The sequence below is a fragment of the Sinorhizobium meliloti genome (genome assembly GCF_017876815.1).
GTDB classification, from domain to species: Bacteria; Pseudomonadota; Alphaproteobacteria; order Rhizobiales; family Rhizobiaceae; genus Sinorhizobium; species Sinorhizobium meliloti.
In genome coordinates this window covers 1,050,312-1,076,843 of the sequence record NZ_JAGIOS010000002.1, presented here as the reverse complement: position 1 = coordinate 1,076,843, position 26,532 = coordinate 1,050,312, and the positions used below count along the sequence as shown (strand labels likewise).

General features: G+C 63.7%; 25 protein-coding genes and 1 pseudogene. 17 read left to right on the top strand and 9 right to left on the bottom strand.

Annotated elements, in window-relative coordinates; all coding sequences use genetic code 11:
• Positions 1-26 precede the first annotated feature (26 nt).
• Entirely contained in the window at positions 27-728 is a 702-nt protein-coding gene (locus JOH52_RS23980; protein WP_014530786.1) for a transcriptional regulator NanR, read from the bottom strand.
• 131 nt (positions 729-859) lie between these two features.
• Entirely contained in the window at positions 860-1,219 is a 360-nt protein-coding gene (locus tag JOH52_RS23975; RefSeq protein WP_003525701.1) for a DUF2188 domain-containing protein, read from the bottom strand.
• A 311-nt stretch (positions 1,220-1,530) separates the two neighbouring features.
• Here JOH52_RS23975 and JOH52_RS23970 point away from each other — a divergent pair, with 311 nt between their 5' ends.
• A complete protein-coding gene (locus tag JOH52_RS23970; protein WP_013850070.1) occupies positions 1,531-2,514 on the top strand; it encodes a TAXI family TRAP transporter solute-binding subunit in 984 nt (327 codons plus the stop codon).
• Positions 2,515-2,671: 157 nt separating this feature from the next.
• Positions 2,672-5,185 (top strand): TRAP transporter permease, encoded by a 2,514-nt coding sequence (locus tag JOH52_RS23965; RefSeq protein ID WP_014530788.1) that lies wholly within the window; start codon positions 2,672-2,674, stop codon positions 5,183-5,185.
• Between the two features lie 7 nt (positions 5,186-5,192).
• Here the strand turns inward: JOH52_RS23965 and JOH52_RS23960 are convergent, their stop codons facing one another.
• Entirely contained in the window at positions 5,193-6,188 is a 996-nt protein-coding gene (locus JOH52_RS23960; RefSeq protein ID WP_010975178.1) for a substrate-binding domain-containing protein, read from the bottom strand.
• 151 nt (positions 6,189-6,339) lie between these two features.
• Here JOH52_RS23960 and JOH52_RS23955 point away from each other — a divergent pair, with 151 nt between their 5' ends.
• The 3 genes from JOH52_RS23955 to JOH52_RS23945 all read left to right on the top strand — a co-directional run bounded on the left by JOH52_RS23955 (position 6,340) and on the right by JOH52_RS23945 (position 9,903).
• Positions 6,340-7,689: a uracil-xanthine permease family protein gene (locus tag JOH52_RS23955; RefSeq protein ID WP_014530789.1), complete on the top strand. Its 1,350-nt coding sequence runs from the start codon at positions 6,340-6,342 to the stop codon at positions 7,687-7,689.
• Positions 7,690-7,798: 109 nt separating this feature from the next.
• On the top strand, positions 7,799-9,199 hold the full coding sequence (locus JOH52_RS23950) for an amidohydrolase (protein WP_010975176.1): 1,401 nt from the start codon (positions 7,799-7,801) through the stop codon (positions 9,197-9,199).
• A complete protein-coding gene (locus JOH52_RS23945) occupies positions 9,196-9,903 on the top strand; it encodes a sulfite exporter TauE/SafE family protein (protein ID WP_013850073.1) in 708 nt (235 codons plus the stop codon). The genes JOH52_RS23950 and JOH52_RS23945 overlap by 4 nt, the downstream gene beginning before the upstream one ends.
• Before the next feature lie 18 nt (positions 9,904-9,921).
• Here JOH52_RS23945 and JOH52_RS23940 read toward each other — a convergent pair whose 3' ends face one another.
• Complete coding sequence (locus JOH52_RS23940; RefSeq protein WP_013850074.1) at positions 9,922-11,001, bottom strand: NAD/NADP-dependent octopine/nopaline dehydrogenase family protein; 1,080 nt, start codon at positions 10,999-11,001, stop codon at positions 9,922-9,924.
• A gap of 202 nt (positions 11,002-11,203) precedes the next feature.
• Here JOH52_RS23940 and JOH52_RS23935 point away from each other — a divergent pair, with 202 nt between their 5' ends.
• The 8 genes from JOH52_RS23935 to JOH52_RS23900 all read left to right on the top strand — a co-directional run bounded on the left by JOH52_RS23935 (position 11,204) and on the right by JOH52_RS23900 (position 18,966).
• Complete coding sequence (locus JOH52_RS23935; protein WP_014530792.1) at positions 11,204-12,181, top strand: LysR family transcriptional regulator; 978 nt, start codon at positions 11,204-11,206, stop codon at positions 12,179-12,181.
• 77 nt (positions 12,182-12,258) lie between these two features.
• Positions 12,259-13,359 (top strand): extracellular solute-binding protein, encoded by a 1,101-nt coding sequence (locus JOH52_RS23930; RefSeq protein WP_003525692.1) that lies wholly within the window; start codon positions 12,259-12,261, stop codon positions 13,357-13,359.
• An 84-nt stretch (positions 13,360-13,443) separates the two neighbouring features.
• Complete coding sequence (locus JOH52_RS23925; RefSeq protein WP_010975171.1) at positions 13,444-14,427, top strand: ABC transporter permease; 984 nt, start codon at positions 13,444-13,446, stop codon at positions 14,425-14,427.
• Positions 14,428-14,437: 10 nt separating this feature from the next.
• A complete protein-coding gene (locus tag JOH52_RS23920; protein WP_010975170.1) occupies positions 14,438-15,229 on the top strand; it encodes an ABC transporter permease in 792 nt (263 codons plus the stop codon).
• Between the two features lie 3 nt (positions 15,230-15,232).
• Positions 15,233-16,303 (top strand): ABC transporter ATP-binding protein, encoded by a 1,071-nt coding sequence (locus JOH52_RS23915; protein WP_010975169.1) that lies wholly within the window; start codon positions 15,233-15,235, stop codon positions 16,301-16,303.
• 81 nt (positions 16,304-16,384) lie between these two features.
• A complete protein-coding gene (locus tag JOH52_RS23910) occupies positions 16,385-17,851 on the top strand; it encodes an NAD(P)-binding domain-containing protein (protein WP_010975168.1) in 1,467 nt (488 codons plus the stop codon).
• Positions 17,852-17,882: 31 nt separating this feature from the next.
• Positions 17,883-18,386, top strand: coding sequence for a CMD domain protein (locus JOH52_RS23905; RefSeq protein ID WP_013850078.1), 504 nt, complete (start codon positions 17,883-17,885; stop codon positions 18,384-18,386).
• 1 nt (position 18,387) lies between these two features.
• Positions 18,388-18,966 carry a peroxidase-related enzyme gene (locus JOH52_RS23900; RefSeq protein WP_010975166.1) on the top strand — a complete coding sequence of 193 codons (579 nt, stop codon included), beginning with the start codon at positions 18,388-18,390 and terminating at the stop codon, positions 18,964-18,966.
• A 308-nt stretch (positions 18,967-19,274) separates the two neighbouring features.
• On the opposite strand, the gene JOH52_RS23895 is transcribed toward JOH52_RS23900, so the two are convergent.
• Complete coding sequence (locus JOH52_RS23895; RefSeq protein ID WP_127657738.1) at positions 19,275-20,618, bottom strand: aspartate aminotransferase family protein; 1,344 nt, start codon at positions 20,616-20,618, stop codon at positions 19,275-19,277.
• Positions 20,615-21,505: a MurR/RpiR family transcriptional regulator gene (locus tag JOH52_RS23890; RefSeq protein WP_010975164.1), complete on the bottom strand. Its 891-nt coding sequence runs from the start codon at positions 21,503-21,505 to the stop codon at positions 20,615-20,617. The genes JOH52_RS23895 and JOH52_RS23890 overlap by 4 nt, the downstream gene beginning before the upstream one ends.
• A 91-nt stretch (positions 21,506-21,596) precedes the next feature.
• Between JOH52_RS23890 and JOH52_RS23885 the strand changes: the two genes are divergently transcribed.
• From JOH52_RS23885 to JOH52_RS35235, 4 genes are all read left to right on the top strand, one after another.
• Positions 21,597-22,457 (top strand): beta-keto acid cleavage family enzyme, encoded by an 861-nt coding sequence (locus JOH52_RS23885; protein ID WP_010975163.1) that lies wholly within the window; start codon positions 21,597-21,599, stop codon positions 22,455-22,457.
• A gap of 177 nt (positions 22,458-22,634) precedes the next feature.
• The gene (locus JOH52_RS23880) at positions 22,635-22,820 is read left to right on the top strand and encodes a membrane protein (protein ID WP_003525673.1); all 186 of its coding nucleotides are present in this window, start codon (positions 22,635-22,637) and stop codon (positions 22,818-22,820) included.
• Positions 22,821-22,834: 14 nt separating this feature from the next.
• The gene (locus JOH52_RS36190) at positions 22,835-23,017 is read left to right on the top strand and encodes a hypothetical protein (RefSeq protein ID WP_003525672.1); all 183 of its coding nucleotides are present in this window, start codon (positions 22,835-22,837) and stop codon (positions 23,015-23,017) included.
• Between the two features lie 58 nt (positions 23,018-23,075).
• Positions 23,076-23,261 carry a hypothetical protein gene (locus tag JOH52_RS35235; protein WP_003525670.1) on the top strand — a complete coding sequence of 62 codons (186 nt, stop codon included), beginning with the start codon at positions 23,076-23,078 and terminating at the stop codon, positions 23,259-23,261.
• Between the two features lie 110 nt (positions 23,262-23,371).
• On the opposite strand, the pseudogene JOH52_RS23875 reads toward JOH52_RS35235, so the two are convergent.
• The 3 genes and pseudogenes from JOH52_RS23875 to JOH52_RS23865 all read right to left on the bottom strand — a co-directional run.
• Positions 23,372-24,577: pseudogene (locus tag JOH52_RS23875) on the bottom strand (MFS transporter); the annotation flags it as partial.
• A 401-nt stretch (positions 24,578-24,978) separates the two neighbouring features.
• A complete protein-coding gene (locus JOH52_RS23870; RefSeq protein WP_013850083.1) occupies positions 24,979-25,410 on the bottom strand; it encodes an OsmC family protein in 432 nt (143 codons plus the stop codon).
• A gap of 83 nt (positions 25,411-25,493) precedes the next feature.
• On the bottom strand, positions 25,494-26,522 hold the full coding sequence (locus JOH52_RS23865) for a trans-3-hydroxy-L-proline dehydratase (protein WP_013850084.1): 1,029 nt from the start codon (positions 26,520-26,522) through the stop codon (positions 25,494-25,496).
• Positions 26,523-26,532: the final 10 nt, after the last annotated feature.

The following is a 26,532-nucleotide window of genomic DNA, read 5'->3' as shown; positions in this document are numbered from 1 at the left end:
TTGCTCCTCCCATTATCGGCCCGATGCTACGGGCTCGTTTGCCTGTATTTACGCGCTGCACTCTCCAGGTGCTCGCGCATGACCTTTCCGGCACGCTCCGGATCGCGGGAGCGGATGGCCTCCACGATCGCCACGTGCTCCTCGAAACTCTCCCTGTTGGAAATCTCCGGCCTGGTCGGCAGAGGCCTTTGGTCGATCAGCCAGTCCACGAACGCGTCGTGGACCGCGACGAAAATGGGATTCGAGACCATCTGGGTCAGCGTGCGGTGGAAGGCGACATCGGTGGCAGCAAAGGCGCGAGCCTTGCCGATGGCGGCCTCATTGCGCGCCAGCGCGGCGTCGATTGCTTCGATCTGCTCCGCTGTCGCATGGGCAGCAAGATGGCGCGCGCATCCCTCCTCCAGGAACAGGCGCGCCTGCTCGAAATTGGCCACGCCCTCGGGATGGCCGAGCAGCATGCGCGCAGCGCCCGCAAGCGAAGACAGGAAGTGGTCCGGCGTCGGCCGCGTGACTTTGGCACGCTCGCCCGTGCTGACCTTCACCAGCCCCATGCGCTCCAGCGCATAAAGCGCCTCGCGGATCGAGGGCCGCCCGACCCCGAACAATTCCATCAGGTCTCGCTCGGAAGGAAGCGTCGCCCCCAGAGGATAGATCTCGTCGCGGATCATCTCCTCCAGTTTCAACCGGACTTCGTCGGAAAGCTTCTTGCGAACGGCCAGTGTGCTCATGGTGTGATTGTTAAGGTGTTATACCACGAGAGTCAAGAGCGCGTCGGCTGCCCGGAACGCATTCGCCGCGCAACGGCAGCTCTCCGCCGCCGTCGGGACGGCGCATGTCGAGGCTCTGTGCTCAACTGGACTTAATGTCGACGAAGAAAATATCCGATCGCGAGCCCGAGGCCGGCAAGAACCAGGACGGTTTGCAAAGGACGTCGAGGCTCAGGGCTGTCCGGGCGTTCTGCCGCGTCCCGTGCATCCTGCGTATCGACGACCCTGGTATGCGGGCGATCGAAGCCGGAGGCGACCTGCTCATGCCAACGGCCGGCGGGATCCTGGAACTCGATGGCCTCGGTAGAGCCGGGAAGCTCATGATGGCGCGCCGCGATCTCGGCTGCGGCCAGTGCATCGTCATGGGTGGGGAAGGTCTCGGAGAAGACGTCGTCGACCTTGTAGGCCCAGCCCCCATCGTGTTCCACAATTTCATATCGTATCGTCGCCATGGCGATGCTCCCGTTTGAAGGAGGAAAACATCCGGCGCCCATTCTTGGTTCCCCAATAATCGGCATCCGCGAAGGGCCCCACCGTGGCGAGACACCCGGCCGCTCCGATCGCCGGTTATTCCGACCGACCGATTTGCAAAGTATGCCCCTTGCTTGATAAAGGGCAACGATCGTAACATGCACGGACGTGCCCTTCTGCGTGTAATACAAACTGCCGCTGCGACCTTTGCGCGTCCGACTGGACGCGTGGCGCTGCAGGCATAAATCTCGGGACGGCCTCAGTGGCACGCGAAGCATTATGGGAGAAATAGATGAAACATGAACGGATTACCCTGCGCGGAGCGCAGATCGCCGCCCTTTCGGCAGCACTGTTTTTCTCGGGCGGCGCCGCGGCGCAGCAGAAATTCGTGACGATCGGCACCGGCGGCGTCACCGGCGTCTACTATGCCGCGGGCGGCGCCATCTGCCGGCTTCTGAACAAGGACCGGAAGTCGCACGGCATCCGCTGTTCGGTCGAATCCACCGGCGGATCGGCGTTCAACGTGAACACGATCAAGGAGGGCGAGCTCGACTTCGGCATGGCACAATCCGATGTGCAATACAACGCTTTCAAGGGCGACGAGGCGTTCAAGGAGGGCGGCGCGCATGCCGACCTCAGGGCGGTCTTCTCGATTCATCCGGAGCCGTTCACGGTGTTGGCGCACCCAAATGCCGGCGTGACGAAGTTCGAGGACTTCAAGGGCAAGCGCTTCAATGTCGGCAATCCGGGTTCTGGAACACGCGCCTCCATGGAACGCCTGCTCGGCGCAATGGGCTGGACGCTCGCCGACTTCTCCCTCGCATCCGAACTCAAGGCGGACGAGCATGGCCCGGCGCTTTGCGACGGCAAGATCGACGGCTTCTTCTACGGCGTGGGGCACCCCTCCGCCAATATTCAGGATCCGACGACGACCTGCGCGGCGAAGCTGGTGCCGCTCACCGGCGAAGTCGTCGACAAGCTGGTCGCCGACAATCCCTATTACGCCAAGGCGACCATTCCGGGCGGCCTCTACAACAACAATCCGGAAGACACGGAAACCTTCGGCGTTCTGGCGACCCTGGTCACCTCCGCCAATGTTCCGGAAGAGAGCGTCTACGCGCTGACGAAAGCGGTTTTCGAGAATTTCGACGAGTTCAAGTCGCTGCACCCGGCTTTCGCCAATCTCGAGCCCGCCAAGATGATCAAGGACGGCCTCTCTGCACCGCTGCATCCGGGTGCGGAAAAATATTACAAGGAAAAGGGCTGGTTGAAGTAAGCTTCGCATTCTGACGTCTACCGGCGGGCCGAAAGGCGGCTCGCCGGCAATACCGGCATGGGAGGGTGTCACGAGCGAACTTCAAGAACGGAAGGTCGATGTCGACCTCGAGCAACTGGTCGCCGAAGCGGATACCGGCGGACGCAACGCCAAAGGATTGACCGGGCAGATATTGCTCTGCACCGCTGTGGCATGGTCGCTGTTCCAGCTCTGGTACGCGTCTCCCCTGCCCTTCGTCTTCGGCTTCGGCATTCTCAACGATACCGAAGCTCGCGCCATCCATCTCGGTTTCGCGCTGTTCCTGACCTTCCTTGCCTATCCCGCGCTGAAAAGTTCGCCGCGCGACCGGGTGCCGCTCGCCGATTGGGTGCTCGGGGCGCTCGGCGCCTTCGCGGGCGCCTATCTGTTCCTTTTTTATGGCGAGCTTGCCGGACGGCCCGGCCAGCCCTCGACGCTCGATCTCGTCACCGGCACTGCAGGCATCCTGCTCCTGCTCGAGGCCACGCGCCGCGCGCTCGGCCTGCCGATGGTCTTCGTCGCCGGCGTCTTCATCTTCTACACTTTTGCCGGCCAGTACATGCCCGACGTCATCCAGCATCGCGGCGCTTCGCTGGTTAAGTTCATCAACCATCAATGGCTGACGACGGAGGGCGTTTTCGGCATTGCGCTCGGCGTGTCGACGAGTTTCGTTTTCCTCTTCGTCCTCTTCGGAACGCTGCTCGAGAAGGCCGGTGCCGGAAACTGGATGATGCAGATCTCCATCGCGCTGCTCGGCCATCTGCGCGGCGGCCCGGCCAAGGTGGCGGTCGTCTCGTCGGCCTTGAACGGCGTCGTTTCCGGCTCGTCGGTCTCCAACGTCGTGTCGGGCGGCATCTTCACCATTCCGCTGATGAAGCGCACCGGGCTTTCCGGCGTGAAGGCCGGCGCGATCGAGGCTTCGGCCTCGATTAACGGCCAGATCATGCCGCCCGTCATGGGAGCCGCGGCATTCCTGATGGTCGAATATGTCGGCATTCCCTACTCGGAAATCGTCAAGCATGCGCTGCTGCCGGCGGTCTTCTCCTACATAGCGCTTCTCTACATGGTGCATCTGGAGGCGGTGAAGCTGAACATGCAGCCGATCCCCCAGCGTCCGACTCCGATGCGCGAGCGGTGGCTTCGCATGGGCCTCGGACTTGCCGGCAGCGTGCTGGCAATCTGCCTTCTCTATTACGGAATCATCGCCATTCGGGCCGCATTCGGAGAAAGCGCGCCTCTGCTGCTCGCGATTGCCGGCGTGGCGCTCTACATCGCGACGATCTGGTACTCGTCGCGCTATCCGGACCTGGAGCTCGACGATCCAGACGCGCCGATCCTGGAACTGCCGCGGGCATGGGATGTGACGCGGACCGGGCTGGATTTCCTCATCCCGATCGTCGTCCTGCTCTGGTGCCTGATGGTCGAGCAGCTTTCGCCCGGGCTTTCGGCCTTCTGGGCAACGCTGACGATCATCGCCATCGTCGCCACCCGCAAGCCGCTGATGGCGATCTTCCGGAAGGAGGATGTTGCTGGTTCGGTCCGCGCCGCCGCCTGGGACCTGACCGACGGCCTGGCGCTCGGTGCCCGCAACATGATCGGCATCGCGGTCGCCACTGCCACCGCCGGTATCGTCGTCGGAACGATCACGCTCACGGGCCTCGGCCTGATGATGACGGAGCTCGTCGAGTTCATTTCGGGCGGCAACGTCATCATGATGCTGATCCTCATCGCCGCGATCAGCCTAGTGCTCGGCATGGGAATTCCGACCACCGCCAATTACATCCTGGTGGCCACCCTGATGGCGCCGGTCGTCGTCGAGCTCGGCTCGCAGGCGGGCCTCGCCATACCGCTGATCGCAGTCCACCTCTTCGTTTTCTATTTCGGAATCATGGCCGACATCACGCCGCCGGTTGGGCTGGCTGCCTTCGCCGCGGCGGCGATTTCCAAGGAAGACCCGATCGCCACGGGCTTTCAGGGTGCGCTCTATTCTCTGCGCACCGCGATCCTCCCGTTCGTTTTCATATTCAACCCGGCGATCCTGCTGATCGGCGTCGACACCTGGGCGCATACGATCTGGGTGGCGGCCATATCGCTCGCTGCGATCCTCATTTTCTCGGCCGCGACGATGAACTGGTTCGTGACAAAGAGCCGGTTGTGGGAGAGCGCGGTGCTGCTGCTCGTCTGCTTCACGCTGTTCCGTCCCGATTGGTGGCTCAACCAGATCTCGCCGCCCTATGAAGAACTGCCCGCCTCAGAATTCCTGCGAGCTGTCGAGGAGGCTCCGGCGAAAAGCCGGATCAACTTCGTGGTCCAGGGCTTCGACCTGATGGGCGACGAGGTCCGCAAGACCGTCAACGTGCCGCTCGGCGAGCCCGGCGAACCGCTTCAACGGCTGCAATCGATCGGGCTCACGGTCACACCGGCGGGCGAGAGTCTGATGATCAGCAATGTCGACTTCGGCTCCTATGCAAAGCGCATCGGCCTCGATGTCGGCTTTGACATCGTCGCAGTGCTGAGAAAAGCCGAGCAACCGTCAAGCGCCATCCCGGTGGGTATCGCGCTGGCTGTGACCGCGGGAATTGCCGGCTTACAGTTCGCGCGCAAAAGGGCCGATCGCAGCGAAGCCGGCCTGACGGGGGCCGCGCGCAAATGAGCGGCAGTCATGCCGCCGAGGATTCCCGCACGACAAGTTGCGGCGGGGCGATCGCGTGCGGCTGGGGCTCCTTGCCCTCCATCGCTGCGATCAGCAGGTCGATCGCCGCTTCCGCGACCTGATCCAGGTGCAGGTTGACAGCCGTCAATTGCGGCGTCGCGAGTTTTGCCCGCATCCCGTCGTATCGCGTCGCTAGTCGCAGCCCCTGCGGAACGGGACGGTCGAGCAACCGGGCGGCATCGAGCACGCCCCTGGCGAAAGCGTCGACAGGCACGCATAACGCGTCGATATCCGGATTGTTTCGCAGGAGCCTTTCGGCAGCCGCGGCCGCTTCGGATTCGCCGCCGCTTTCGTCGACACGCAACGCAACCGGTGAATATCCTCTCTCCGCGGCGAAAGCCGCATAGGCAGCTTCGGTCTCGATGTAGGAATTGCGCCGCTGCTCGCCGGTGATCAGGCCGACGCGGCGGCTGTTTGCGCCAAGGTGCTCCAGCATCAGCCGGGCCGTCGCTGTGCTCTGGATATCCACCGACGGAATGTCCTCCCTCCCCGGCGCCCGTCCGATCGAGACAACGGGTACGCCGCGGGCAGAGAAGAATTCCAGTAAGCGGTCTTCGACCATGGGTTCGACGATTATGGCGCCGTCGACTTCCAGCGCGTCGAGGTTGGAGTCGGGCTCCAAAGGCGGCACCAGGCAGAGGGCGAGATGCCGCGAAAGCGCCGTAACGGCCGCGGCGGCGGCGATCTCCATCAGAAAACCCAGCCTCGCCGGGCCCGCAGCGACCGCAAAGGGCATTGACGATGCCAGGGCGATGATCCCCGCCCCGCCCGTCCGGAGCCTGCGGGCCCGGGGATTGGCCCGGTAGCCCATCTTGTCGGCCAGCGCTACGATTCTGGCTTTCGTCTCGGGGTCGACATAGCGCCGTCCGCTGAAGGCGTGGGAAACCGTGGTCGGCGATACGCCCGCCGCCTTCGCCAATTCCACGATCGTCGATCTTGTCATCCGAACACCCCGTCCATGAACCGGCCCGGATGATGGCATTGCGACGCGGCTTTTACAAATCGATTTGCTAGCGAGAAAAAATGTGCTACCACGCGCTATGCAAAACGATTTGCATAGCCAGCGGGAGAGAGGCTGGCGTGGAGGAGATCAAATGACCGGGAACAAAATCGATTCTATCGACCCGACGGACGAAGTGCTGCCGCCGCGCAGCCTGCTTCTGTTCGGTCTTCAGCATGTGCTGGTGATGGCTGCTTCGCCGATTACCGCCGTATTTCTCGTAAGCAAGGCGCTCGGGTTTTCCGACGCCCTGACGGTATCGCTGATCAGCGCGACATTTCTGATCTGCGGACTGGGCACCATCCTGCAGAGTTTCGGGCCGGCTGGCTTCGGCGCGCGGCTGCCGTTCATCATGGTGCCGGGTGGCGCTCCGATCGCGATCTTTCTGGCCATCGCCCAGCAGACCGACGTGCAGACGGCCGTCGGCGCGGTGATCCTCACGGCAGGCTTCTACTTCCTGGCGCTGCCGGTATTCCGACGGCTGCTGCGCTATTTTCCGCCCATCGTGGTCGGGACGATGCTTCTTCTCGTATCGGTAAACCTCGTGCGCATCTACGGCGGCACGATCACCGGCAAGCAGGGGAGCGAAGGCTTCGCCGATCCGATGAATGTCGGGCTTGCCCTTGCGACGATCGCGCTGACGGTGATCTTCGCGAGAGTCTTCACGGGCACGCTTCAGCGGATCTCGGTGATGCTCGGCCTCATCGCGGGTTCGGCCATCGCCATCGGAGCCGGGTATATGGACCTTTCCGGCATCTTCGACGGACCGGTGATTGCCATGCCCCAGCTTCTTCCGTTCGGAATGCCGAAGTTCGACTTTTTCGCCGCCCTTCCGCTGATCGTGTTTTCGATCATATCGATGGCCGAAGCGACGGGGCAGACCATCGCCACGGCCGAGATCGTCGGGCGTCGGGGCGACGCTCACGCGATCGTGCCCGCAACCATCCGCGGCGACGCCGTCGCCTCGCTCGTCGGCGGCCTGTTCGGAACCTCGCTTATCATCACCAGCGGTGAAAACGTGGGTATCGTCCGGGCAACCAACGTCAAGTCCCGCTACGTCACCGCAACGGCCGGCGTGATCCTCGTCCTCATCGCCCTGTTTGCGCCGGTCGGCCGTTTGGCGAATGCCCTGCCCGGCCCCGTCGTCGGTGGAACGGCCGTGATCGTGTTCTCGATCATCGGCGTGATCGGGATCGATCTTCTGCGTCGCGTCGATCTGCGCGAGCACGGCCCGATGTTCACTCTGGCAGCTGCGCTTTCCATGGGGCTACTGCCGATCCTGGTCCCGGGCGTCTACAGCCAGTTTCCGCAATGGAGCCAGATGATCCTGGCGAACGGCCTTGCCGCCGGCACCATCACGGCGGTGATTGTGAACGCTTTTTTTCAACACCTGCCTCTAGAGCAATTCCAGGAAAAGTGCGCAGCGGTTTTTCGTCCGGAATAGCGACAAAACAAAGGGTGAGCATTTCCGCGGTTCAAAGCGGGAATGCTCTCGGGCGCCGCCGAAAAGGCCGCAGCCAGCGTCGAAGCCGAAATTTAAGGGGAATACAAAAGTGACGGAATTGCGCGACAAGTTACCCGGCAGCGGTGATTTCCTGCTTCACCCCGGCAAGGTTCTCCTGCCGGACGGGCCTCGATCCGGAATGGGGGTGGTGGTCCGGGACGGACGCTTCACGGACATTGGTGCCGCAGGGCTTGTCGGCAGCCGGAACCCGGATCTGACACCGATCGAGCTGCCGCATCATCTGGTGATGCCTGGCTTCATCGATACACACACCCATCTGACCCAGTCGCTCGGCAAATCGCTTGTCTTCGGCGAGCCTTCCGAGATCTTTCGCCGGATATGGGTGCCGCTCGAAGGCAGCCTCGACGAACGGATGGTTTATCTTTCCGCAAAGCTTGCGGCGCTCGAGTGCCTGCGCGGCGGCTTTACCGCCGCCGTCGATGCGGGCACGCGTTCAGCCGGCCATATCAATGCGCTGATACGGGCGGCGCGGCAAACCGGCCTGCGCAGCGTCATAGGCCTGATCTGCAACGACCTCGGCGGAGCCGCCGTCGTCCCCGAACGCGCGACGATCCTCAAAAATGCGGCCAGGCACCTGGCCGCATTCGAGGGCGACCCTCTCGTTCATGCCTCGCTCGCCATTTCCATTCCGGAGGCGGCCAGCGACCATATGCTGGCCGACGTTTCCCGGATGGCACGTGAGGCGGGAGCGGTATTCCAGACCCATGTCAACGAACACCTCGTCGCCGTCGAGCGCTCGCTGGTCGCAAACGGCCGCCGCCCGCTGGAGCATCTCGCCCATCTCGGCGCCCTCGGCCCGCATGTGTTGATCGCCCATTCGACGCTGGTGACGCCGCACGAGCTGAACCTTTTGCGCGACAGCGGCACGGCCGTCGCCTACAATCCGGTCGCGAGCCTCTGGAAGGGCAATGCCATCGCGCCCGCCCTGCAGATGGCCGCACTCGGCATCCGCTTCGGACTGGGAACGGACGGGACGCGCGCCGACGGCTTCCGTCTGATGGATGCCGCCGAAGGCTTGCAACGCGCCGGCTTCGGCCTTGCGACAGGCGACTCCTCTTGCGGCGGCGGCTGGCTCTGGGTCGAGCGGGCAACCGCTCAGGCTGCGGACGCCGCGGCTCTCGCCGGGGTGACCGGTGCGATCCGCGAGGGGCTTGCCGCCGATTTCCTTCTGGTCGACCTGGATCGTCCTGAATTCACCCCCTCCCACGATCTCATGTGGGAGCTCGTGCGCTACGGCAATCGCGACCAGATCGACGCGGTCTTCACCGCCGGGCAGCTCCGTCTCTGGCAGGGCTGGCCCGTCGGATGGGATGCACGGGCGCTTCTTGCAGAGGTGCGCGAGGTCACGGCCGATGCCATCGCAAGGGCGCCGATCCAGCGCGTCCACAAGCCATCGGCCGAGCATCGGGCGCTGGGGCATTTCGCATGACCCTCGGCCTTTTTGCAATCCTGAGCGCCGTCACGCTCGTCTCGTCGTTCATCCAGGGTGCGCTCGGCATCGGTTTCGCACTTATCGTGGCACCCGTCGTCGGCATCCTGAAGCCCGATCTCCTGCCGGTGACGCTGCTTCTTTTGATGCTGCCGCTCAACTTCCACGTCGCCTGGCGGGAACGGTCGGCGGTCGACTGGTCCGGCGCGAAATGGATCACGCTCGGCAGGTTCGCTGGCACCTTTGCCGGCGTGTGGCTGCTCGCCGCGCTCTCGACCCAGCAGCTCGACCTGGCCGTCGGCTGGTTCACGGTCATTGCCGCTGCCGCCGCGCTCTTCGCGCCGCCCTTCGAACCGGGCCGCCCGAGCGCGCTCGGCGTCGGATTGTTCACCGGTGTGACCGAAACGGCGACCGGCATTGGCGGACCGCCGCTCGCTCTCCTTTACCAGCATGCCCAGGGGCCGATACTCAGGGCAACCGTGGCGGTGTGCTTCTTCGTGGGCGAAATCATGTCGCTCGTGATACTCGCCTTTGCAGGACGGCTCGGAGCGGACCAGCTATTGGCCGCACTCTACCTCGCACCGGCGGTTCTCCTCGGAAGCGCTCTGTCGCGGCTGACGCACGACCATATTCGCGGCCGCGGCCTGCGCCTCGGCGTGCTTACCTTCGCGCTGGCCAGCGGGGCCTTTCTGATCGTGAGATAGGCGCACGCCTGCTCGCCGTCAGGCCGTGAAACCCTGGTCGCAAAGCTCTCTGAGGGCCGCGGGCGAGAAACTGTCGAGCGCAAGCTCCGGCAACAGGTCGTTATCGGCCGCGAGGTTGCGGTTCATTGCAGCGGAAAACAGGCTCGTTCCGGCTTCGTGCAGAACAGCGGGCCGGCCGGCGATCCGTCCAAGCAGACTGGTGGGGACGAGACCGAAGGGCACGTCCTCATAGATGTACCGGCTGTCGGCCGTCGCCGGGCCGAAACCGCCCCGCCCTTCGAGGTGCATCTGCTGGTTCATGTCGGAGACCGTGCCGATCGGCACATGGAAGGATAGGGAGAAATGTTCGCGTACGGTTCTGACCGACAGACCGAAGCTTTCGGCGATCTTCAGACGCTCCGCGTCGAGCGCTTCGATCAATTGTCCGACAGCCGGGGTCACATGCTCGCCCTGTCCCCATTTCTCGCCCTTCTCCATGCGGGTCAGGTTGAGAAGCGCGATGCCCAAATGGTTCTGCGGGTTGAGGTTGGAAAGCGAGATGGCCAGAAGTCCGTCGCGCTCGACGAAGCGGTCGCCGAAGAGTTCGGTGCACAGCGCTTTCCCCTCGGCTGCGGCAGCCTTCGGCAAAGTGGCGACGTCGATTTTCTGGCGGACCGTATTGACGGAAACGCTTGCGCCGTCCGGCTGCTGGCGGCCGGTCAGAAGGGTCGTGCCCCAGACGATGATGGGCAGGGAAACGCCCCGTTCGGCCAGCCGCTTCGAAAGATAGAGCGCGCCGAAGGAGCTGTGCGAGCTGACGATCACAGGCTGGCCGGACTTCAGGTGCGGCACCGCGGCATCGAACGCCACGCGATGACCATTGGCCGGCAGGGCGACGATGACCGCGTCCACATCGGCGACCGCCTCGCGTCCGTCATGGGCAACCGCCACCGGGCCGGAAAACTCGACGGCGCCTGTCGCCGTCAGCGGCTCCCTCGCGGCCAGTTTGCGCGTGCGCGCACCCGAAGGAGACCACAGAACGGGGTGATGACCGGCTTTTGCCAGGAAAGCCGCCATGCCGAAGGCGATCGCCCCGGCGCCGAGAATACCAATACGCATCGTGGTTCTGTCTTCCTTTCTCATATGGCGTCGTGTTTGCCGCCTTGCCCGCAAGGTCGCCCAACGCCGCTCTTCGCGAAAGCATTCAGCCGGGGAACCGCAGATTTTTCACTGGATAGCACCGAAAAGAAAAATTGTCCTTTGTCACTGGCGCTTAAGATACGTTTTATGCAGTATGAGGCAGCTATAATGCACTGGGCGCATGATCGTCATGGAGATACGGGAACTCGAGGCCTTTCTTGCGGTGATGTCCACCGGCAGCATCACCGCCGCCGCCCGGCTGCTCGATCGCTCCCAGTCCCAGGTCACGCGCCTCATCCAGGACCTGGAAATTTCCGTCGGCTTCGCGCTCTTCGACCGCAACGGTCCGAAGATCGCACCGAGCGAAAAGGGGATCGCATTCCATGCGGAAGCCGAGCGGTTCCTGAGCGGCATCGGCCATTTGCGGGAGCGGGCAAGGACGATCGCGGAAAAGGAGCCCCAGCCGATCGAGATCGTAGCGATCCCGGCTTTCGCCAGCGGCATCATCCCCTTGGCGCTCGCGGCGTTGCCGGAAAAGCTGCTGCCGCGAAAAATCCATCTGCGCAGCCTGCCGGCAGAGGCGGCGGTGCAATCGGTGTTGGCCCGCACGGCAGATTTCTGCGTCACGTCTCTGCCGGCCGACCAGCCGGGACTGGAAGTGCACGGGGTGTTTCAGGGACCTTGCGTTGCCGCCGTGGCGGAAGATGATCCTCTTGCCGCCTGCGAAGTGATTTCGATCGCCGATCTTGCCGGACGCAACATCATCACGATGGCCAATCCGTTCCGCCTGCGCCGCCGCGTGGACATAGCGTTGGAAGCCGCGAATATCCGCCCGGCCAGGATCATCGCGACCAGCGTTTCGGTCAATGCGGTACAGATCGCATCGACGGGGCTCGGCGTCGCAATCGTCGAGCCTGCGACAGCCTACGGCTTGAAGCTGGCCAATGTCGCGGTTCGCCCGCTCGACGTCGACATTCCCTTCCCGTGGGCGATCTTTTCGGCCGCCGCGCGTCCGTTGTCAGACAGCTCACGCGAACTGATCCAGGCGATCATCCAGATCGCTTCCGCCTGCATCCCGGGATTTACCGCTCACGACCCGCGCAACGCCAATCGCGCCGCTGAAATGACCTTGGGAGGAGACCAGGCCGACGCACGCTAGCGCGCGAACCGCTCTGCCAAATGCCAAGAAAGTCCACTGCATAACAACGAAACTTAGAACCAAAAGAGGAGAATGACATGAAAGACTTCACCGCAACCCGCCGCTCCACGCTGAAATTTCTGGCCGCCGGCACGGGCGTCCTGGCAGCGCCGGCAATCATTCGCCCGGCATTTTCCCAGTCCAAGGTCGTGAACATCACCACCTATGACAAGTTCGTTCCGCAGTCCTTTATCGACCAGTTTCAGAAAGATACGGGCATTGAAGTGCGCATTCGCCTGACCGACGACCAGGGCAAGCAGTACAACGTGCTGTCCGCCGAAGGCGAGACGCCCTCGACGGACATCGTCACGGTCACCGGCCATCGTCTGTCGCAGTTCATCGGCTCCAAGCTGCTCACGCCGCTCGACACCGGCAGGCTGAAGAACTGGGACAAGCTTGCCTCAGCTTACAAGGGCGCGCCGCAGCTTACCGTCGACGGTTCAGTCTACGGGGTGCCGCTTTTGGCGGGCTTCGAGGGCCTCGCCCGCAACACGGATTATACCAAGGCCTCCGACAGCTGGGCCATCATGTTCGATCAGGAATACAAGGGCCTGACGTCCTACATCATTTCCGACTTCCTCCAGATCACCATGCGCTATCAGGGCAATGACGGCGACTTCGTCACCTATGAAGGCAAGCCGGAGGAGGCGCAGGCCGCAACCAACAAGGCGCGCGACTACCTGATCCAGAACAAGGACATGGTTCGCAAATACTACGACGCCGGCTCCGAGGTTCAGCAGATGTTCGTCAACGAGGACATCTATGTCGCCCATAGCTGGTCCGGCCCCGCGGCGAAGCTGATCATGGACGGACATCCGATCGAAATATCGGTTCCGAAGGAGGGGACCTATGGTTTCCTCTACTCCTTCAACGTGGTGAAGAATGGCCCGAATACGGATGCGGCCTATACCTTCCTCGACGCTATCCTCTCGTCTCCGGAAATCGGCGCTGCGATGAGCCGCCAGTCGGGCTTCGCCTCCGCATTCGACGGCGTGGACAAGGTGCTGAACGACAAGGAGCGTGCGGCAATGACCCTGCCGCAGGAACAGACCGAGCGCATCCAGTTCTTCAGCTCCGTCAACCGCGACATGAAAAACGAGATGGTCGACAAGGCAGTCGCCGAGATCAAGGCCGCCTGATCGATCGCCGAGGCCCATCGGACACGGCCGGTCCCTTGGGACCGGCCGTGAGAAAGAGCATTTCCTGAGCCTGGAACGACGACAATGGTAGATACGACCACAATGCAAGCCCGATCCGCCGGTTCTCGACGGGTGCCCCGTTATGCCGGATGGATCGGCAAGGCCGTCGGTTCGGGTCTCTATCGTCACACCATCGGACGCCTTGCGGACAGCCGCCGTGCCCGGCTGGCGCTGCTTGCCGGCGTCCCTCTCTTCTGGATCGCGGCGCTGCACATCGGGCCGATCTTCCAGATGGGGCGGATCAGCTTCATGGCGGACTATCCGCAGGCACCGGACGGAGGCTCCCCCTACACGCTGGCCAACTACGAACTGTTCTTCTCCGACCAGCTCTATTTCATGCCCTTCATCCGCAGCCTCATCTTCGCGGCAGTCGTCACGATCTCGACCCTGGTGATCGTTTATCCGGTCGCCTACTACGTTGCGAAGATCGTTCAGCCGAAGAACCGCATGCGCGCGTTGCTGCTCCTGCTCATCCCCTTCTGGGCGGGAGAACTGATCCGCACCTTTTCGGTCATCATGCTTCTCGCCAATCGCGGCGCGGTCAACGTGGCGCTGCGCGAACTCGGCTTCATCGATCGGCCGATCCCGATGCTCTACACGTCGTTCTCGCTGAGCTTCGGCGTCATCTATCTGCTGGCGCTCTACATGTTGCTGCCGCTCTATTCGGCCATCGAGAAGATACCGACACCGCTCATTCATGCGGCGGCCGACCTCGGCGCCGGCCCGTTCCAGCGCTTCCGCCGCGTGATCCTGCCCTTGTCGAAGGACGGCATCGTCTCCGGCTGCAGCCTCGTATATCTCACCTCCGTCGGGGTCTTCGCGGCGCCGCTCCTGCTCGGCGGTCCGAATACGGTCATCTTCCCCGAAGTGATCGCGACGCTCTTCCACTCCTCGAACGACAAATGGCCCGAGGGTGCTGCCTTCGCCATGCTGCTGCTCGCGGTTTCGCTTTCGACCGTCGGCCTGTTCATGCGGGTGATCGGCGGCCGTTCCGTCCGGCTGATGTAAGGAGGCCACGATGCGACCATACTTCGCCGACCTACCGAAAACCGCCCTCGGTGCCGCCTACTGGCTGTTTGCGGTCTATCTCCTGTTGCCGCTGGCGCTGATGACGGCCATGAGCTTCAAGGATGCGAGCTTCGTCGCCTTTCCGATCACGGACTGGACGCTCAACTGGTATGCCCAGGTGCTCAACGACAAGCAGTTCATCGAAGCCTCGCTCTATTCGATCGGGATCGCGCTCGCGACCACCGCGGCGGCGACGGTCATAGGCGTCTGGATTGCGCTTCTGGTCTCGACCGAAGGCATCTGGGGCAAGGCGATCATCTTCGCACTCGCCTGCCTGCCGGCAGTCGTTCCGGGCCTCATCAACGCAATCTCCATGCGGATCTTCATCCGCACCGTCGACATCCCGACCGGCACGGCGGCGATCATCCTGTCGCATGCAGTCCATGCGGTGCCCTTCGTGGTGATCATGGTGCTCACGCGCCTACGCTCCATGCCGGCCAATCTGGTCGACGCGGCTCGCGATCTCGGCGCCGATCGGTTCGTGGCCTTCCTCAGGGTCACGATCCCGTACCTGATGCCGGCACTCCTCGGCGGCATGATCTTCTGCGTACTCACCAGTATCGACGACTTCGTCCGCACCTTCTTCCTCGGCGGCTACAAGCCCACGCTCCCGATGCTGATCTTCGCGAAGGTGCAGGGCGGCATGTCGCCGGAAATCAACGCCATGGCGACGATCGTGCTGGTCGTGACAGCCGCTGTCGGCGTTTACGCCGAGCACCTCACCCGCCGTTCAAGGAACTGACGCATGCAGCCTGTGGTCCACTTCAAAAACGTCAACAAATATTACGGCGGATTGCCTGCGGTCGATGACCTGGACCTCGCCGTAGAATCCGGACAATTCGTGACGCTGCTCGGCCCCTCCGGCTGCGGCAAGTCTACGACGCTCAGGATGCTCGGCGGCTTCGAACAGCCCTCGTCGGGGGAGATCTATCTGGAAGGCAAGCCGATCACCCATCTGCCGCCGAACAGACGCAACGTCAACATCGTCTTCCAGGACTATGCGCTCTTTCCGCACCTCAACGTCGGCCGCAACATCGCCTTCGGACTGGAGTTGAAAGGGCTGTCTTCGGACGCGATCCACAAGCGGACCATGGAACTGCTGGCTCTCGTCAAGCTCCAGGATTTCGCCGACCGCATGCCCGACCAGCTTTCGGGCGGCCAGCGTCAGCGCGTCGCGCTGATGCGCGCGCTCGCCCCCGATCCGAACGTGCTTCTGCTCGACGAGCCCCTTTCGGCGCTCGACGCCAAGCTGCGCCAGCAGATGCAGATCGAACTGAAAACCATCCAGCGGACCACCGGCAAGACCTTCATCTTCGTCACCCACGATCAGGAGGAGGCGCTGACCATGTCCGACGTCATCGTGGTGATGAACAAAGGCAGGATCGAGCAGATGGGCGGCCCGAACGAGCTCTATTCCCGCCCGCGCAGCCGCTTCGTCGCCAACTTCATCGGCCAGAGCAACTTCCTCGAAGGCAAGCTGCTTTCCCACGATGGAACGACCGCGGCCATCGACTGGAACGGAAGCATCATCCACGCCGACCTCAACGGGACGAAGCTGCCAGCCGGCAGCGGCGCGACCGTCGCGCTTCGTCCCGAGGCGCTCTACTGCATGGCGGAACAGCCGAAGGACCGGTTCGCACTGAGGGGGCGCATCGTCCAGCGCGTCTTCAAGGGTGCGCACACCTCCCTCACGATCGAACTCGAAAATGGCGCGGAGCTGGCTTTGCAGCTCGACCCGGTAGCGCTTTCGCACCTGGAGAGGGACGAGGTGTGGGTGGGCTGGCGCGAGCGCGACGCGGTCGTTCTGGCCGACTGACGCGCCTGAATTTGGCGCGGTCATTTCAGGGGCCGCCGGCAGCGGCGGTCCCGAAAGCGGATTTCAGGAGCAAACGCTATTATGACGAATGAACAGCATGGGCGGCTCGCGGAACTGAATGCGAGGGTCAAACAGGACCTGGACTATCTCAATTACCCGGCCGCCAACTGGTCGAAGCCGGTCACGACGGCTGACGGACAGCCGGTGAGCGACGTCGTCATCATCGGCGGCGGCATGTGCGGCATGGTCGCCTGGCTTGCCCTGACCCGGGCGGGCATCGCCAATCTGCGCATCGTCGACCGTGCCCCCAAAGGGCAGGAGGGTCCCTGGGTCACCTTTGCCCGCATGGAAACCCTGCGCTCGCCGAAGAACCTGCTGGGCCCGGCGCTGGGCATGGCCTCGCTCACCTTCCGCGCCTGGTACACCGCTTGCTTCGGCGAGGCGGCGTGGGAAACGCTGTTCCGCATTCCCCGCCCGATGTGGATGGATTACCTGAAGTGGTACCGCGAGGTCCTGTCCATTCCCGTCGAGAACGACACGCATGTCACCCGCGTCCGCCCTCGCGAGGATGGCCTCCTGGAGCTGGAAATCGCCGGCGGCAGCAAGTCTTCCATCGTCACGCGCAAGCTGGTTCTGGCCACCGGCCGCGAAGGCCTGGGCGAGCCGGTCGTTCCGGATTTCGTCAAGGGCATGAAGCGCCACACGTCCTGGGCCCACTCCGCCGACGACATCGATTTCGAGGCACTCAAGGCAAAGCGCGTCGTCGTCATCGGCGTCGGCGCATCCGCTGTCGACAATGCGGCCGAGGCGCTGGAGTCCGACGCGGGCGAGGTCCGCCTGCTCGCGCGCCGCAAGGAGATGCCGACCGTCAACAAGCTGATGGGCATCGGCTCCTACGGGGTGACTGCCGGGTTCGCCAGGATCGACGCGGAATGGCGCTGGCGGATCATGGACTATTCCGTCAAGCAGCAGACGCCGGCCCCGCACAATTCGACGCTGCGCGTCAGCCGCCATCCCAACGCCTTCTTCCACTTCGACTGCGCCATCGGCTCGATGCGCGAGGAAGGCGGGGAAGTCGTGATCACCACCAAGAAGGGCCGCATCTTCAGGACCGACTTCGTCATCCTCGGAACCGGCTTCACGGTCGATCCGCTCAGCCGCGACGAGCTCGCGCCCTATCAGGACAGGATCGCCTGCTGGGACGACCGCTACACGCCGCCGGTCGGCGAAGAGAATGCCGGCCTCGGCCGCTTCCCCTGGCTCGATGACGATTTCTCCTTCACCGAGAAGGAGCCCGGCACCGCGCCATGGCTCAAGGACATCCACTGCTTCAACTACGGCGCCTCGATCAGTATCGGCAAGGTGAGCGGCGACATTCCGGCGATCAGCGAGGGCGCGCTCTGGCTTGCGCGCGGGATCGCCGCCTCGCTCTTCATCCGAGACGTCGATTACCACTGGGAAGCGCTGCTCGCCTACGAAAAGCCGGAACTCGACGGCTCGGAGTGGACGGACGCCGACGCCCCGGAACCCGCGCACAGAACCGCTTGATTTGAACTCCTGCCCAAGCTGAAGGATTACGATGACCGTTCCCCCGAAAACCGATGTGATCGACGCCGTCCTCGGGCTGGATTCGTCCTCGCCCGTCCTCGCATTGCGCGAGCGGCGCGCCAAGCTCAAGCATTTCACGCAGACCAGCCATGACGCCGCGCTCCATCCCGCCGAGCCGGGTAATTTTTCCTACGCCATGAGGGCGGCTCTCGCGGCGCGCATCACCGGCCTCTGGAAAGCGACAGAGCTCCAGGCCCATTACAAGGCGCAGCTCGAGGAGAAGGGATCGAAACCCGAGCTCCGATCGATCGCCGATCCGGCCTTCAGGCCCGAGGGCGACAAGCGGCTCGCAACGATGCTTGCGCATGTCGATCTGGTGACGCTCAAGCCGAAGGAAGCGACGCGCGCGAATATCGAAGCGCTCTATTCCGTCGGTTTCGACGACCGCGATATCGTAACGCTCGCGGGTCTCATCGCCTTCGTGAACTATCAGGTGCTGGTCGTGGCCGGCCTCAAGATGCTGAGGGACAACTGACATGTCGGAAACCGTACACGAATTCACCCTGGAGCCGCTCGACTGGCAGCCCTATGTCAAGCCCGTAAAGCTCGACGAGGCAACGCCGGAGCAGCTCGAAGCGCTGAAAGTGACGCCCTCGAATACCAAGGTTTCGAACTATGTCCTGGTTCTGGCCAACGAAGCCGAGATGCTCGCCGAACGTACGCCGCTCTTCAACGACATCATGTATAGCGAAGGCGGGCTCTCGCGCGGCGGGCGCGAAATCGGCGCGCTGGCGGCTTCCTTCGTCAACCGCTGCATTTACTGCGCCTCGGTGCATGCCAACCGCTACATCCAGCTGGAAAAGCGGCCGGAGGTGGTGGACGAAATCTACAGGCGCGGCCTCGACGCCGACCTGCCGGATTTCGAGCAGGCACTCTTCAATTTCGGCGTCGATCTGACGGCGCACCCGGACAATGTTGGCGTCTACCAGTTCTACCACCTGCGCGAGATCGGGCTCGACGACCTGGAGATCCTCGATCTGATCCATTCGATCGCGATCTTCGGCTGGGCGAACCGCCTGATGCACACGCTCGGCGAACCGCATCTGAAGGAGTGAAGCTGTTATACGCGATTGCCCCTCATCCCGCTGCCGCGGCCTTCTCCCCGCAAGCGGGGCGAAGGGATTCGCGGCACCCGCTCGCGACCTCTCCGCAACCGGTTCGTCGGGGGCTGAGTGCATGCCGCGTGAGGGATGGAAACGAGAAACAAGCGTGAGATCAAGCCTTCAGTTGCCTGGCCACATTGCCGAGGAGACGACCGCCAGCATTGGCCACAAGGCACTCTCCGCAAGTTCGGCAGCGCATCGCCCGAGAGCAGCACCAGCAAGACGTGCGCTGATGCACGATGCGGTTACTGAGCGTTGCTCTAACCCGCAGCTTTCGTGAGCGAGGCAATCGCCGCATCGACGGCATCGCCGAGGCGCTCCACGATCTGGCCGACATCTTCCCGGTTAAGGATGAAGGGCGGCGCCAGGAGGACGTGGTCGCCGCGTTGCCCGTCGATCGTGCCGCCCATCGGATAGACCATCAGGCCCCGTGCCATGGCTTCCTTCTTGATCCGGGCATTGAGCTTCAGGCCGGGATCGAAGGGGGACTTCGTCGCCCTGTCGGCGACAAGCTCGACGGCACGGAAGAGGCCGCGGCCGCGAATGTCGCCGACGTGGTGGTGATTGCCGAGCCGCTCGACCAGGCATCTTTCGAGATAATCGCCCATCGACACGACGTTTTCGAGCAGCCCGTCCCGGCGGATCACTTCCTGCACGGCAAGGCCGGCCGCCGCTGCCATCGGGTGGCCCATATAGGTATGGCCGTGCTGGAAGGAACCCGACCCTTCGGAGAAGGCCTGGAAGATCGCGGAGGACAGCAGTACCGTGCCGACCGGCTGATAGCCGCCTCCGAGCCCCTTGGCGATGGTCATGAGATCCGGGACGACGCCGTCCTGTTCGCAGGCATGCAGCGTCCCGGTGCGGCCCATGCCGCACATCACCTCGTCGAGGATCAGCAGCACGCCGTATTTGTCGCAGATCGCCCGAACGCGCTTCAGGTAGTCGGCGACGGGCGGGACCGCCCCGGCCGTGGCGCCCACCACCGTCTCGGCGACGAAGGCGATCACCTGATCGGCGCCCAATTCGAGGATCTTGGCCTCGAGCTGACCCGCGGCACGCGCGGCATAGTCCGTGTCGCTCTCGCCGGCCTGCTGCAGCCGATAGGCAAAGCATGGATCGATGTGGTGGGTTTCGACGAGCAACGGCCGGAATTGAGCGCGCCGCCACTCGTTGCCCCCGGCCGCCAAGGCGCCAAGCGTGTTGCCGTGATAGCTCTGGCGCCGGGCGATGATGTGGCGGCGTTGCGGCTCCCCCTTCTCCACGAAATACTGCCGGGCCATTTTCAGCGCCGCCTCGACCGCTTCCGATCCGCCGCTCACCAGATAGACGTGATCGAGCCCGTCGGGCGCATCGGCGACGAGGCGGTCGGCAAGCCGTTCCGCCGCCTCGGTGGTGAAGAAGCCGGTATGGGCATAGGCCATACGGTCGAGCTGCGCGTGGAGCGCGGCGAGCACATCCGGATGAGCGTGACCGAGGCAGGAGACGGCGGCTCCCCCGGAGGCGTCGATATAGGCCCTGCCCTCGGCATCGAAGAGCCTGATGCCTTCGCCGCGGACGGCGACCGGCAGCTTCGCGTGGATGGCGCGGTGGAGAAGATGGGTCATGGCGCTCTCTTGGAGTTGCGGGATTGGAGATGAGTGTTCAGCGCCGCGAGCTGCCCGTCGAAGCGCTCCAGAGCCGCGAGCGTCGCTTCGCCGCCCCGGCCTGCGATGAGCGCGCCGAGCACTTCGGCGACGGCAAAGGCGGGCGCCATGGCGTGCAGGAAGGAAGGACTTTCGGTCGGCACGACGATGATCGCCTCGGCGATCTGCGCAAGCGGCGCCACTTCGCTGTCGGTCACCGCGACGACCGGTACGCCGTTGTCCCGAGCATATTCGGCAATTTCGATCGTCGCCCGTGTATAGGGAAGAACGCTGGCCACGAGCAGCACGTCTGCGCTCGTGGCACGTCCGACGGCATCCGCGCCGGTGCCGCCGATGCCGTCCAGCATCACGGATTTTTCGCCGACCAGCGAAAGAATATAGTGGAACTGCCAGGCGACCGCGTGGCTCGAGCGCAGCCCGAGGCAGTAGACCCGCCGGGCACGGGCAAGCCGCGTGGCCGCTGCAACGATGCGGTCGAGCGCAGCCGGTTCTGCGAGCCGCGAAATCTGCGTCCCGATCGTGCGCAACATATCGGCTGCGAGCGCGTGGTCGCCCCTCAGCTTCTGGCTTCGGGCCTGCTCGCCGGCCTTTCCGGCAAATCCGGCATCACCCTCCCGCAACGCCTCGGCATAACGTTCGCGGATGGCATCGTAACCATCGAAACCGAGTTGCTTGGCAAGGCGGGTCATCGTCGCGGGCTGCACCCCCGCCTGGCGCGCCTGCTCGCGCATGGAGAGAAGAGCGACGTCGCGGGGATGGTCGACGATATAGCGGGCCGCCGTCCGCAATTGCGACGAAAGCCCGTCGAAGGCGGTGATGATCGCGTCGCTGAGCGGCCCCTTGTCCATGCTTCATTTAACAACGATCTCATGACCATTGCAACGAATGTTTCAGTGTGCAACTTTATGATTTCTGAAAATCATACTCGATGGTGCCCACATGAACGCAGGCGATGCTTTGCAGGGGATTTCGATCGCGGTCGCGCCGAATGGCGGGCGCCGGACGAAGGCCGACCATCCCGCCATACCGCTGACCCCGGAAGAACTGGCGCTTACCGCACGCGACTGCCTCGATGCCGGCGCGGCGATGATCCACGTTCACGTGCGCAAGGGGGACGGAAGCCATCTTCTCGATGCCGACGCCTACCGCGCCGCGACCGCAGCGATCCGGGCTGCCGTAGGCGATCGCATGGTGATTCAGATCACCAGCGAGGCGCTGGGCATCTATTCGCCGGGCGAGCAGATCGCCGTCGTGAAGGCGGTCCGGCCCGAGGCCGTGTCTCTGGCGCTCAGAGAGTTGGTCCCGGACGAAACGCACGAGGCTGCCTTTGCGGATCTTCTGTCGTGGGCGGCCCGGGAGAAGGTCACGCCGCAGATCATCCTCTACGATCCGGAGGAGGCGGTGCGATTGGACGGCATGCGGCGACGAGGTCTGCTTTCCCGCGACGACATTCCCGTACTTTACGTACTCGGCCGTTATACGCCGGGCCAGAGGTCCCTCCCCCGTGACCTGCTGCCTTTCCTGGCGCCGGACATGCCCGCCTTCACCCATTGGAGCGTCTGCGCCTTCGGCCGTCACGAGGCGGCCTGCGTCACAGTCGCGGCGCTCCTCGGCGGCCATGTCCGCGTCGGCTTCGAAAACAATCTCTGGCTTCCGGAAGGAACCGCCGCCGGCTCCAACGCCGACCTCGTCCGCACGGTTACGGCTGCGCTTCTGCCGCTGTCGGTTCCGTTACTCCAGGGGCCGGCGCTCGCAGAGATGTTTGCCCGTATCGGTTCTGCGGGCATGCCGGAAGACTGACGCGCCCTCGTCTTTCCGTCGCCGGGCTTTGGAACCGGTGAACGCCGGTTTCGTTCTCCCATGATGACAGCGCCTCGCGCCTCATCCGGCGCGCAAGGGTGCCTGTAACACTTGGAGTGCTGCGTGCTTATCCTCAATCGCCAAATACGGAAGCATGCAGCCGTATGGGAGTGCACCATGTTGACCCATGATGATCGCAACATGCCCGAAAGGCGCGCCACAGCCGCATTTCCGATAGGTCTCATACTGCTCGCGATATGTGCCATCTTCGCCTATCTGGCGATCGGCGGCGCCATGCTGGAAGGTGAAACCGAAACGGTCGTCTACACACCGCCGATCGCCGACGCGCCGGAACCTCGGTAAGAGGGAGTTCTTCAATGACGCCCGATCCGATCGGCCCCGGCCCCGGGCCGGGAATAATTCCGCCGAACCCGGTTCCGCCACTCGGCATTCCCGATCCGCCGCCAAACGAGCCCCAGCCCGACAAGGGTCCCGAGGACGACTCGCAGAACCCGCCCGGCGAAAAGGACCCGCCCCGGACCGACGTGCTCCCCCGGTGAGGCTTGACTTTCATGAATCAGAATGAGAACATAACATGAACATTCTGGAGAGTCTCTCATGACCCATGCAGAGGAAGTTATCGAGCGCGCCATGGCCGCCGTCGCCCAGGCAAGACGCCGGCGGGAGCGCGAACAGGAGTGGCGCAGAAAAACCTTCGGACGGATTCAGGTCGGTATACCGCTCCCGCCCCTCAAGCGCGGCGTGCAGCTTTCGCTGCAGCTTGACCGCCCCAGTACGCAATGAGGCCTGAAGCCGATCGGCCCATTCGGTAAGGGCGACGAGGAAAACCGTGGCACGGTTTTCCTCGCGGTTGCGTTAGGCGGCAGCCAGTGCCGGCCGTTCCCTAGGGAACGGGCGGCAGCCAGTGCCGGCCGTTCCCTAGGGAAGGGCTTGAAGGTCAGTGCGATCAGGAAAGCACCGATGCCGAGACCCCAGGCGCCGATATAGAGCCAGCCGTAGCTGGCAAAAACGTCGTAGATCAGTCCCCCGGCAACCGGGCCGATTGCCATGCCGAGGCTGCCGGCCATTGCCGTGCCGCCGATGACAGTGCCCATCATGCGCAGCGGGAAATTCTCGCGGGCGATCACGGCGTAAAGCGGCATGACGCCCGCATAGATGAAGCCGAACACGGCAGCCACCGCGTAGAAGGCGCCGAGATCGCGCACGAAGAAATAGGCGAGCGCACCGAAGGCCTGCAGCAGCAGCCCCGATACCAGAATGCGCTTGGCGCCGTAGCGGTCTCCGAGGACGCCGAAGGCGACGCGGCCGCCCATTCCCGCCAGACCCTCGAGGCTGTAGATGGAAACGGCGGCCATCATCGGGATCCCGCAGCTCACGGCGTAGCTCACCGTGTGGAAAATCGGCCCGGAATGGGTGGCGCAGCAAAAGAAGTTCGTCAGCAGCAATATGACGAATTGCGGCGATCTCAGCGCCTGTCCAAGGGACATGTCCGGCTGCCCTTCGCTTGCGGAGACGGCATTTGTATCTTCGAGGACCGGCGGGCGGCGCAGCAGCAACGCAGCCGGAATCATCTTGACGGCGGCAAGGGCGGCTATGATCTGCAGCGATGTCCGCCAGTCGTAGATCGTAACCAGCCACCCGGCCAACGGCGACATGGTCATGGGTGCCATTCCCATGCCGGCCGACACCAGAGATACGGCAAGGCTGCGATGCGTATCGAACCAGCCTGTCACGCAAGCCATCATCGGTGCGAATATCGCCGCACAGGCCCCCCCGACGACCACCCCGAAGACGAGCTGGAATGCGATCAGCGATGTCACGAGGCTGGAAAGCGCCAGGCTCGCCGCAAGAAGCGCGGAACCGATCAGCACGACCGGGCGCGGGCCCCAGCGGTCCGAAGCGCTACCCCAGACCATACTTGCCAGGGCCATTGCGATGAAGCCCACCGTCATGGCACTCGATATACCGGTCACCGACCATCCGGTATCGCGCGAGATGGGCACAAGGAAAACCGGCAATGAAAACATGGCACCGATTGCAATGCAGCCGAGCAGGCCGCCGGCAGCAACGATCACCCAGCGATAATGCGCATCGATCATTTCTCGTGTCTCCGCTCAGGGCAATCCGGCGCGGCATTCATTTTCAGTCCACGCAAGGATTGCCGATCAAATCAAGGGCATTCTCCCGTTTGCGGCTGTGCCGCGCATACAATAGGACGAACGGCGCCTGAAGGCGCCGACATGGGAGTGGAAATTTTTGTACGCTGCATTGCGCTTGATGCGGTTGAATTCATGCGGCGCTCAGCGGAATTCTCGAACGCCCCTCATCCGCCTGCCGGCACCTTCTGCCAGCAAGCCGGGCGAAGGGACAAGCGGCAAGGTTCCGGACCTATTCTGCGCGACGAGATGCGAGGAGCGACCCGCTTGTTCCTTCTCCCCGTGAAACGGCGTCGAAACGGGGAGAAGGCGCCGGCAGGCGGATGAGGGGCGGAGGCGCCCCGTCAGGCCGCCGTATCCGACGTGTCGACCACCTCGAAATCATGCGTGATGGTCGCCGTCTTTGCGAGCATCGCGGATGCGGAGCAATATTTCTCGATGGAGAGGGCAACCGCGCGCTCGACCTTCTTGGCGGCCAGACCACGGCCCTTGACGATGAAATGCATGTGGATACGGGTGAATACGCGTGGGTCCTGATCCGCCCGATCGGCATCCATCTCGACCACGCAATCCTCGACCGCCTCGCGGCCCTTCTCGAGGATGTGGACGACGTCGAAAGCCGAGCAGCCGCCGGTGCCGATCAGCACCATTTCCATGGGGCTCGGTCCCGGTGTCGGGCTATCCGGGCCGGTGGCCGTGCCGAGCACGACCTTGTGGCCGCTTCCGGATTCCCCGACGAAGGTCCTGCCTTCGACCCATTTGATACGTGCCTTCATCCGATTTTCCTTCCTGTCGTGATGCGTTCATCATAGTTCGAATGACGCAAAACGCGCCCGATTTCCACCCGCCGCCAATCCACTCAGCGCGCACCCCACGTGTCGGTCAGCCGGTAGCCCTCGGGCCAGGGGTCCGACGGGTCGAGCATGTGCTGATGGGTGCCGGTAATCCAGGCGCGGCCGGAGATTTCCGGCAGCACGGCCGGCCGGCCGCCGATTTCGGTGGTGCCCAGGATGCGGCCGGAGAAGGTGGAGCCGATCAGCGAAACCGCCGTCAGCCGGTCCGAGAGCCCCATCTGGCCGCGCGCATGCAGCACGGCCATGCGTGCCGAGAGTGCCGTCCCGGTCGGCGAACGGTCGACCTTGCCCGGCTGGATCGCGACTGCAGCACCCGCCCGCAGGCCTTCCGCCGTGCGCTCCACGGGACCGGCAAAGAGGCAGAAGGAGAAATGCCGCCAGTCGGGGTTTTCCGGATGATGGAAACCGAGCTTGGCATTTGCCGCATTGGTGATCCTCACGCCGAGCCGGGCGATGTCGTGCGCCTCGTCCGGCTTCAGGGCGAAGCCCATTGCGGCAGCATCCACGATCACGAAACTGTCGCCGCCATAGGCGGTGTCGACTGTGAGTGTCCCGAGCCCCTCGACCTCCAGCTTCGCGTCCAGCCGCTCGGCAAAGCTCGGCAGGTTCTCGACGAAGATGCGTTCGGCCTTGCCGTCACGGCACTCCGCGCGCACGCGAACGAGACCGCCGGGCGCTTCGAGCGTGATCTCCGTCACCGGCTCCTTCATCGGCAGGATGCCGCTGTCGAGCAGCACGGTTGAAACGCAGATCGAGTTGGAGCCGGACATGGGCGGCGTATCTTCCGGCTCCATGATGATGAAGGCAGCATCCGCGTCGGGATGCTTGGGCGGCACCAGGAGATTGACATGGCGGAAGACGCCGCCGCGCGGCTCGTTCAGGACGAAGTTGCGCAGGGTCTGTTCGCGGGCGATCCAGCGGCTCTGCTCCCAGATCGTATCGCCCGGCGGAGGCGCGACACCGCCGACGATCACGTCGCCCACTTCACCCTCGGCATGGGCTGAAATGACATGAATGGTCTTGGTGCTGCGCATCGCGAACTCC

What these genes read in the sequence shown, in the direction of transcription:
- JOH52_RS35235 (WP_003525670.1), top strand. Translation starts at nt 23,076, where the DNA reads ATGACCCATGCAGAGGAAGTTATCGAGCGCGCCATGGCCGCCGTCGCC.
- JOH52_RS23865 (WP_013850084.1), bottom strand. Translation starts at nt 26,522, where the DNA reads ATGCGCAGCACCAAGACCATTCATGTCATTTCAGCCCATGCCGAGGGT.
- JOH52_RS23915 (WP_010975169.1), top strand. Translation starts at nt 15,233, where the DNA reads ATGCAGCCTGTGGTCCACTTCAAAAACGTCAACAAATATTACGGCGGA.
- JOH52_RS23880 (WP_003525673.1), top strand. Translation starts at nt 22,635, where the DNA reads ATGTTGACCCATGATGATCGCAACATGCCCGAAAGGCGCGCCACAGCC.
- JOH52_RS23870 (WP_013850083.1), bottom strand. Translation starts at nt 25,410, where the DNA reads ATGAAGGCACGTATCAAATGGGTCGAAGGCAGGACCTTCGTCGGGGAA.
- JOH52_RS23970 (WP_013850070.1), top strand. Translation starts at nt 1,531, where the DNA reads ATGAAACATGAACGGATTACCCTGCGCGGAGCGCAGATCGCCGCCCTT.
- JOH52_RS23925 (WP_010975171.1), top strand. Translation starts at nt 13,444, where the DNA reads ATGGTAGATACGACCACAATGCAAGCCCGATCCGCCGGTTCTCGACGG.
- JOH52_RS23910 (WP_010975168.1), top strand. Translation starts at nt 16,385, where the DNA reads ATGACGAATGAACAGCATGGGCGGCTCGCGGAACTGAATGCGAGGGTC.
- JOH52_RS23960 (WP_010975178.1), bottom strand. Translation starts at nt 6,188, where the DNA reads ATGACAAGATCGACGATCGTGGAATTGGCGAAGGCGGCGGGCGTATCG.
- JOH52_RS23920 (WP_010975170.1), top strand. Translation starts at nt 14,438, where the DNA reads ATGCGACCATACTTCGCCGACCTACCGAAAACCGCCCTCGGTGCCGCC.
- JOH52_RS36190 (WP_003525672.1), top strand. Translation starts at nt 22,835, where the DNA reads ATGACGCCCGATCCGATCGGCCCCGGCCCCGGGCCGGGAATAATTCCG.
- JOH52_RS23905 (WP_013850078.1), top strand. Translation starts at nt 17,883, where the DNA reads ATGACCGTTCCCCCGAAAACCGATGTGATCGACGCCGTCCTCGGGCTG.
- JOH52_RS23955 (WP_014530789.1), top strand. Translation starts at nt 6,340, where the DNA reads ATGACCGGGAACAAAATCGATTCTATCGACCCGACGGACGAAGTGCTG.
- JOH52_RS23895 (WP_127657738.1), bottom strand. Translation starts at nt 20,618, where the DNA reads ATGACCCATCTTCTCCACCGCGCCATCCACGCGAAGCTGCCGGTCGCC.
- JOH52_RS23890 (WP_010975164.1), bottom strand. Translation starts at nt 21,505, where the DNA reads ATGGACAAGGGGCCGCTCAGCGACGCGATCATCACCGCCTTCGACGGG.
- JOH52_RS23940 (WP_013850074.1), bottom strand. Translation starts at nt 11,001, where the DNA reads ATGCGTATTGGTATTCTCGGCGCCGGGGCGATCGCCTTCGGCATGGCG.
- JOH52_RS23945 (WP_013850073.1), top strand. Translation starts at nt 9,196, where the DNA reads ATGACCCTCGGCCTTTTTGCAATCCTGAGCGCCGTCACGCTCGTCTCG.
- JOH52_RS23975 (WP_003525701.1), bottom strand. Translation starts at nt 1,219, where the DNA reads ATGGCGACGATACGATATGAAATTGTGGAACACGATGGGGGCTGGGCC.
- JOH52_RS23885 (WP_010975163.1), top strand. Translation starts at nt 21,597, where the DNA reads ATGAACGCAGGCGATGCTTTGCAGGGGATTTCGATCGCGGTCGCGCCG.
- JOH52_RS23930 (WP_003525692.1), top strand. Translation starts at nt 12,259, where the DNA reads ATGAAAGACTTCACCGCAACCCGCCGCTCCACGCTGAAATTTCTGGCC.
- JOH52_RS23935 (WP_014530792.1), top strand. Translation starts at nt 11,204, where the DNA reads ATGATCGTCATGGAGATACGGGAACTCGAGGCCTTTCTTGCGGTGATG.
- JOH52_RS23900 (WP_010975166.1), top strand. Translation starts at nt 18,388, where the DNA reads ATGTCGGAAACCGTACACGAATTCACCCTGGAGCCGCTCGACTGGCAG.
- JOH52_RS23980 (WP_014530786.1), bottom strand. Translation starts at nt 728, where the DNA reads ATGAGCACACTGGCCGTTCGCAAGAAGCTTTCCGACGAAGTCCGGTTG.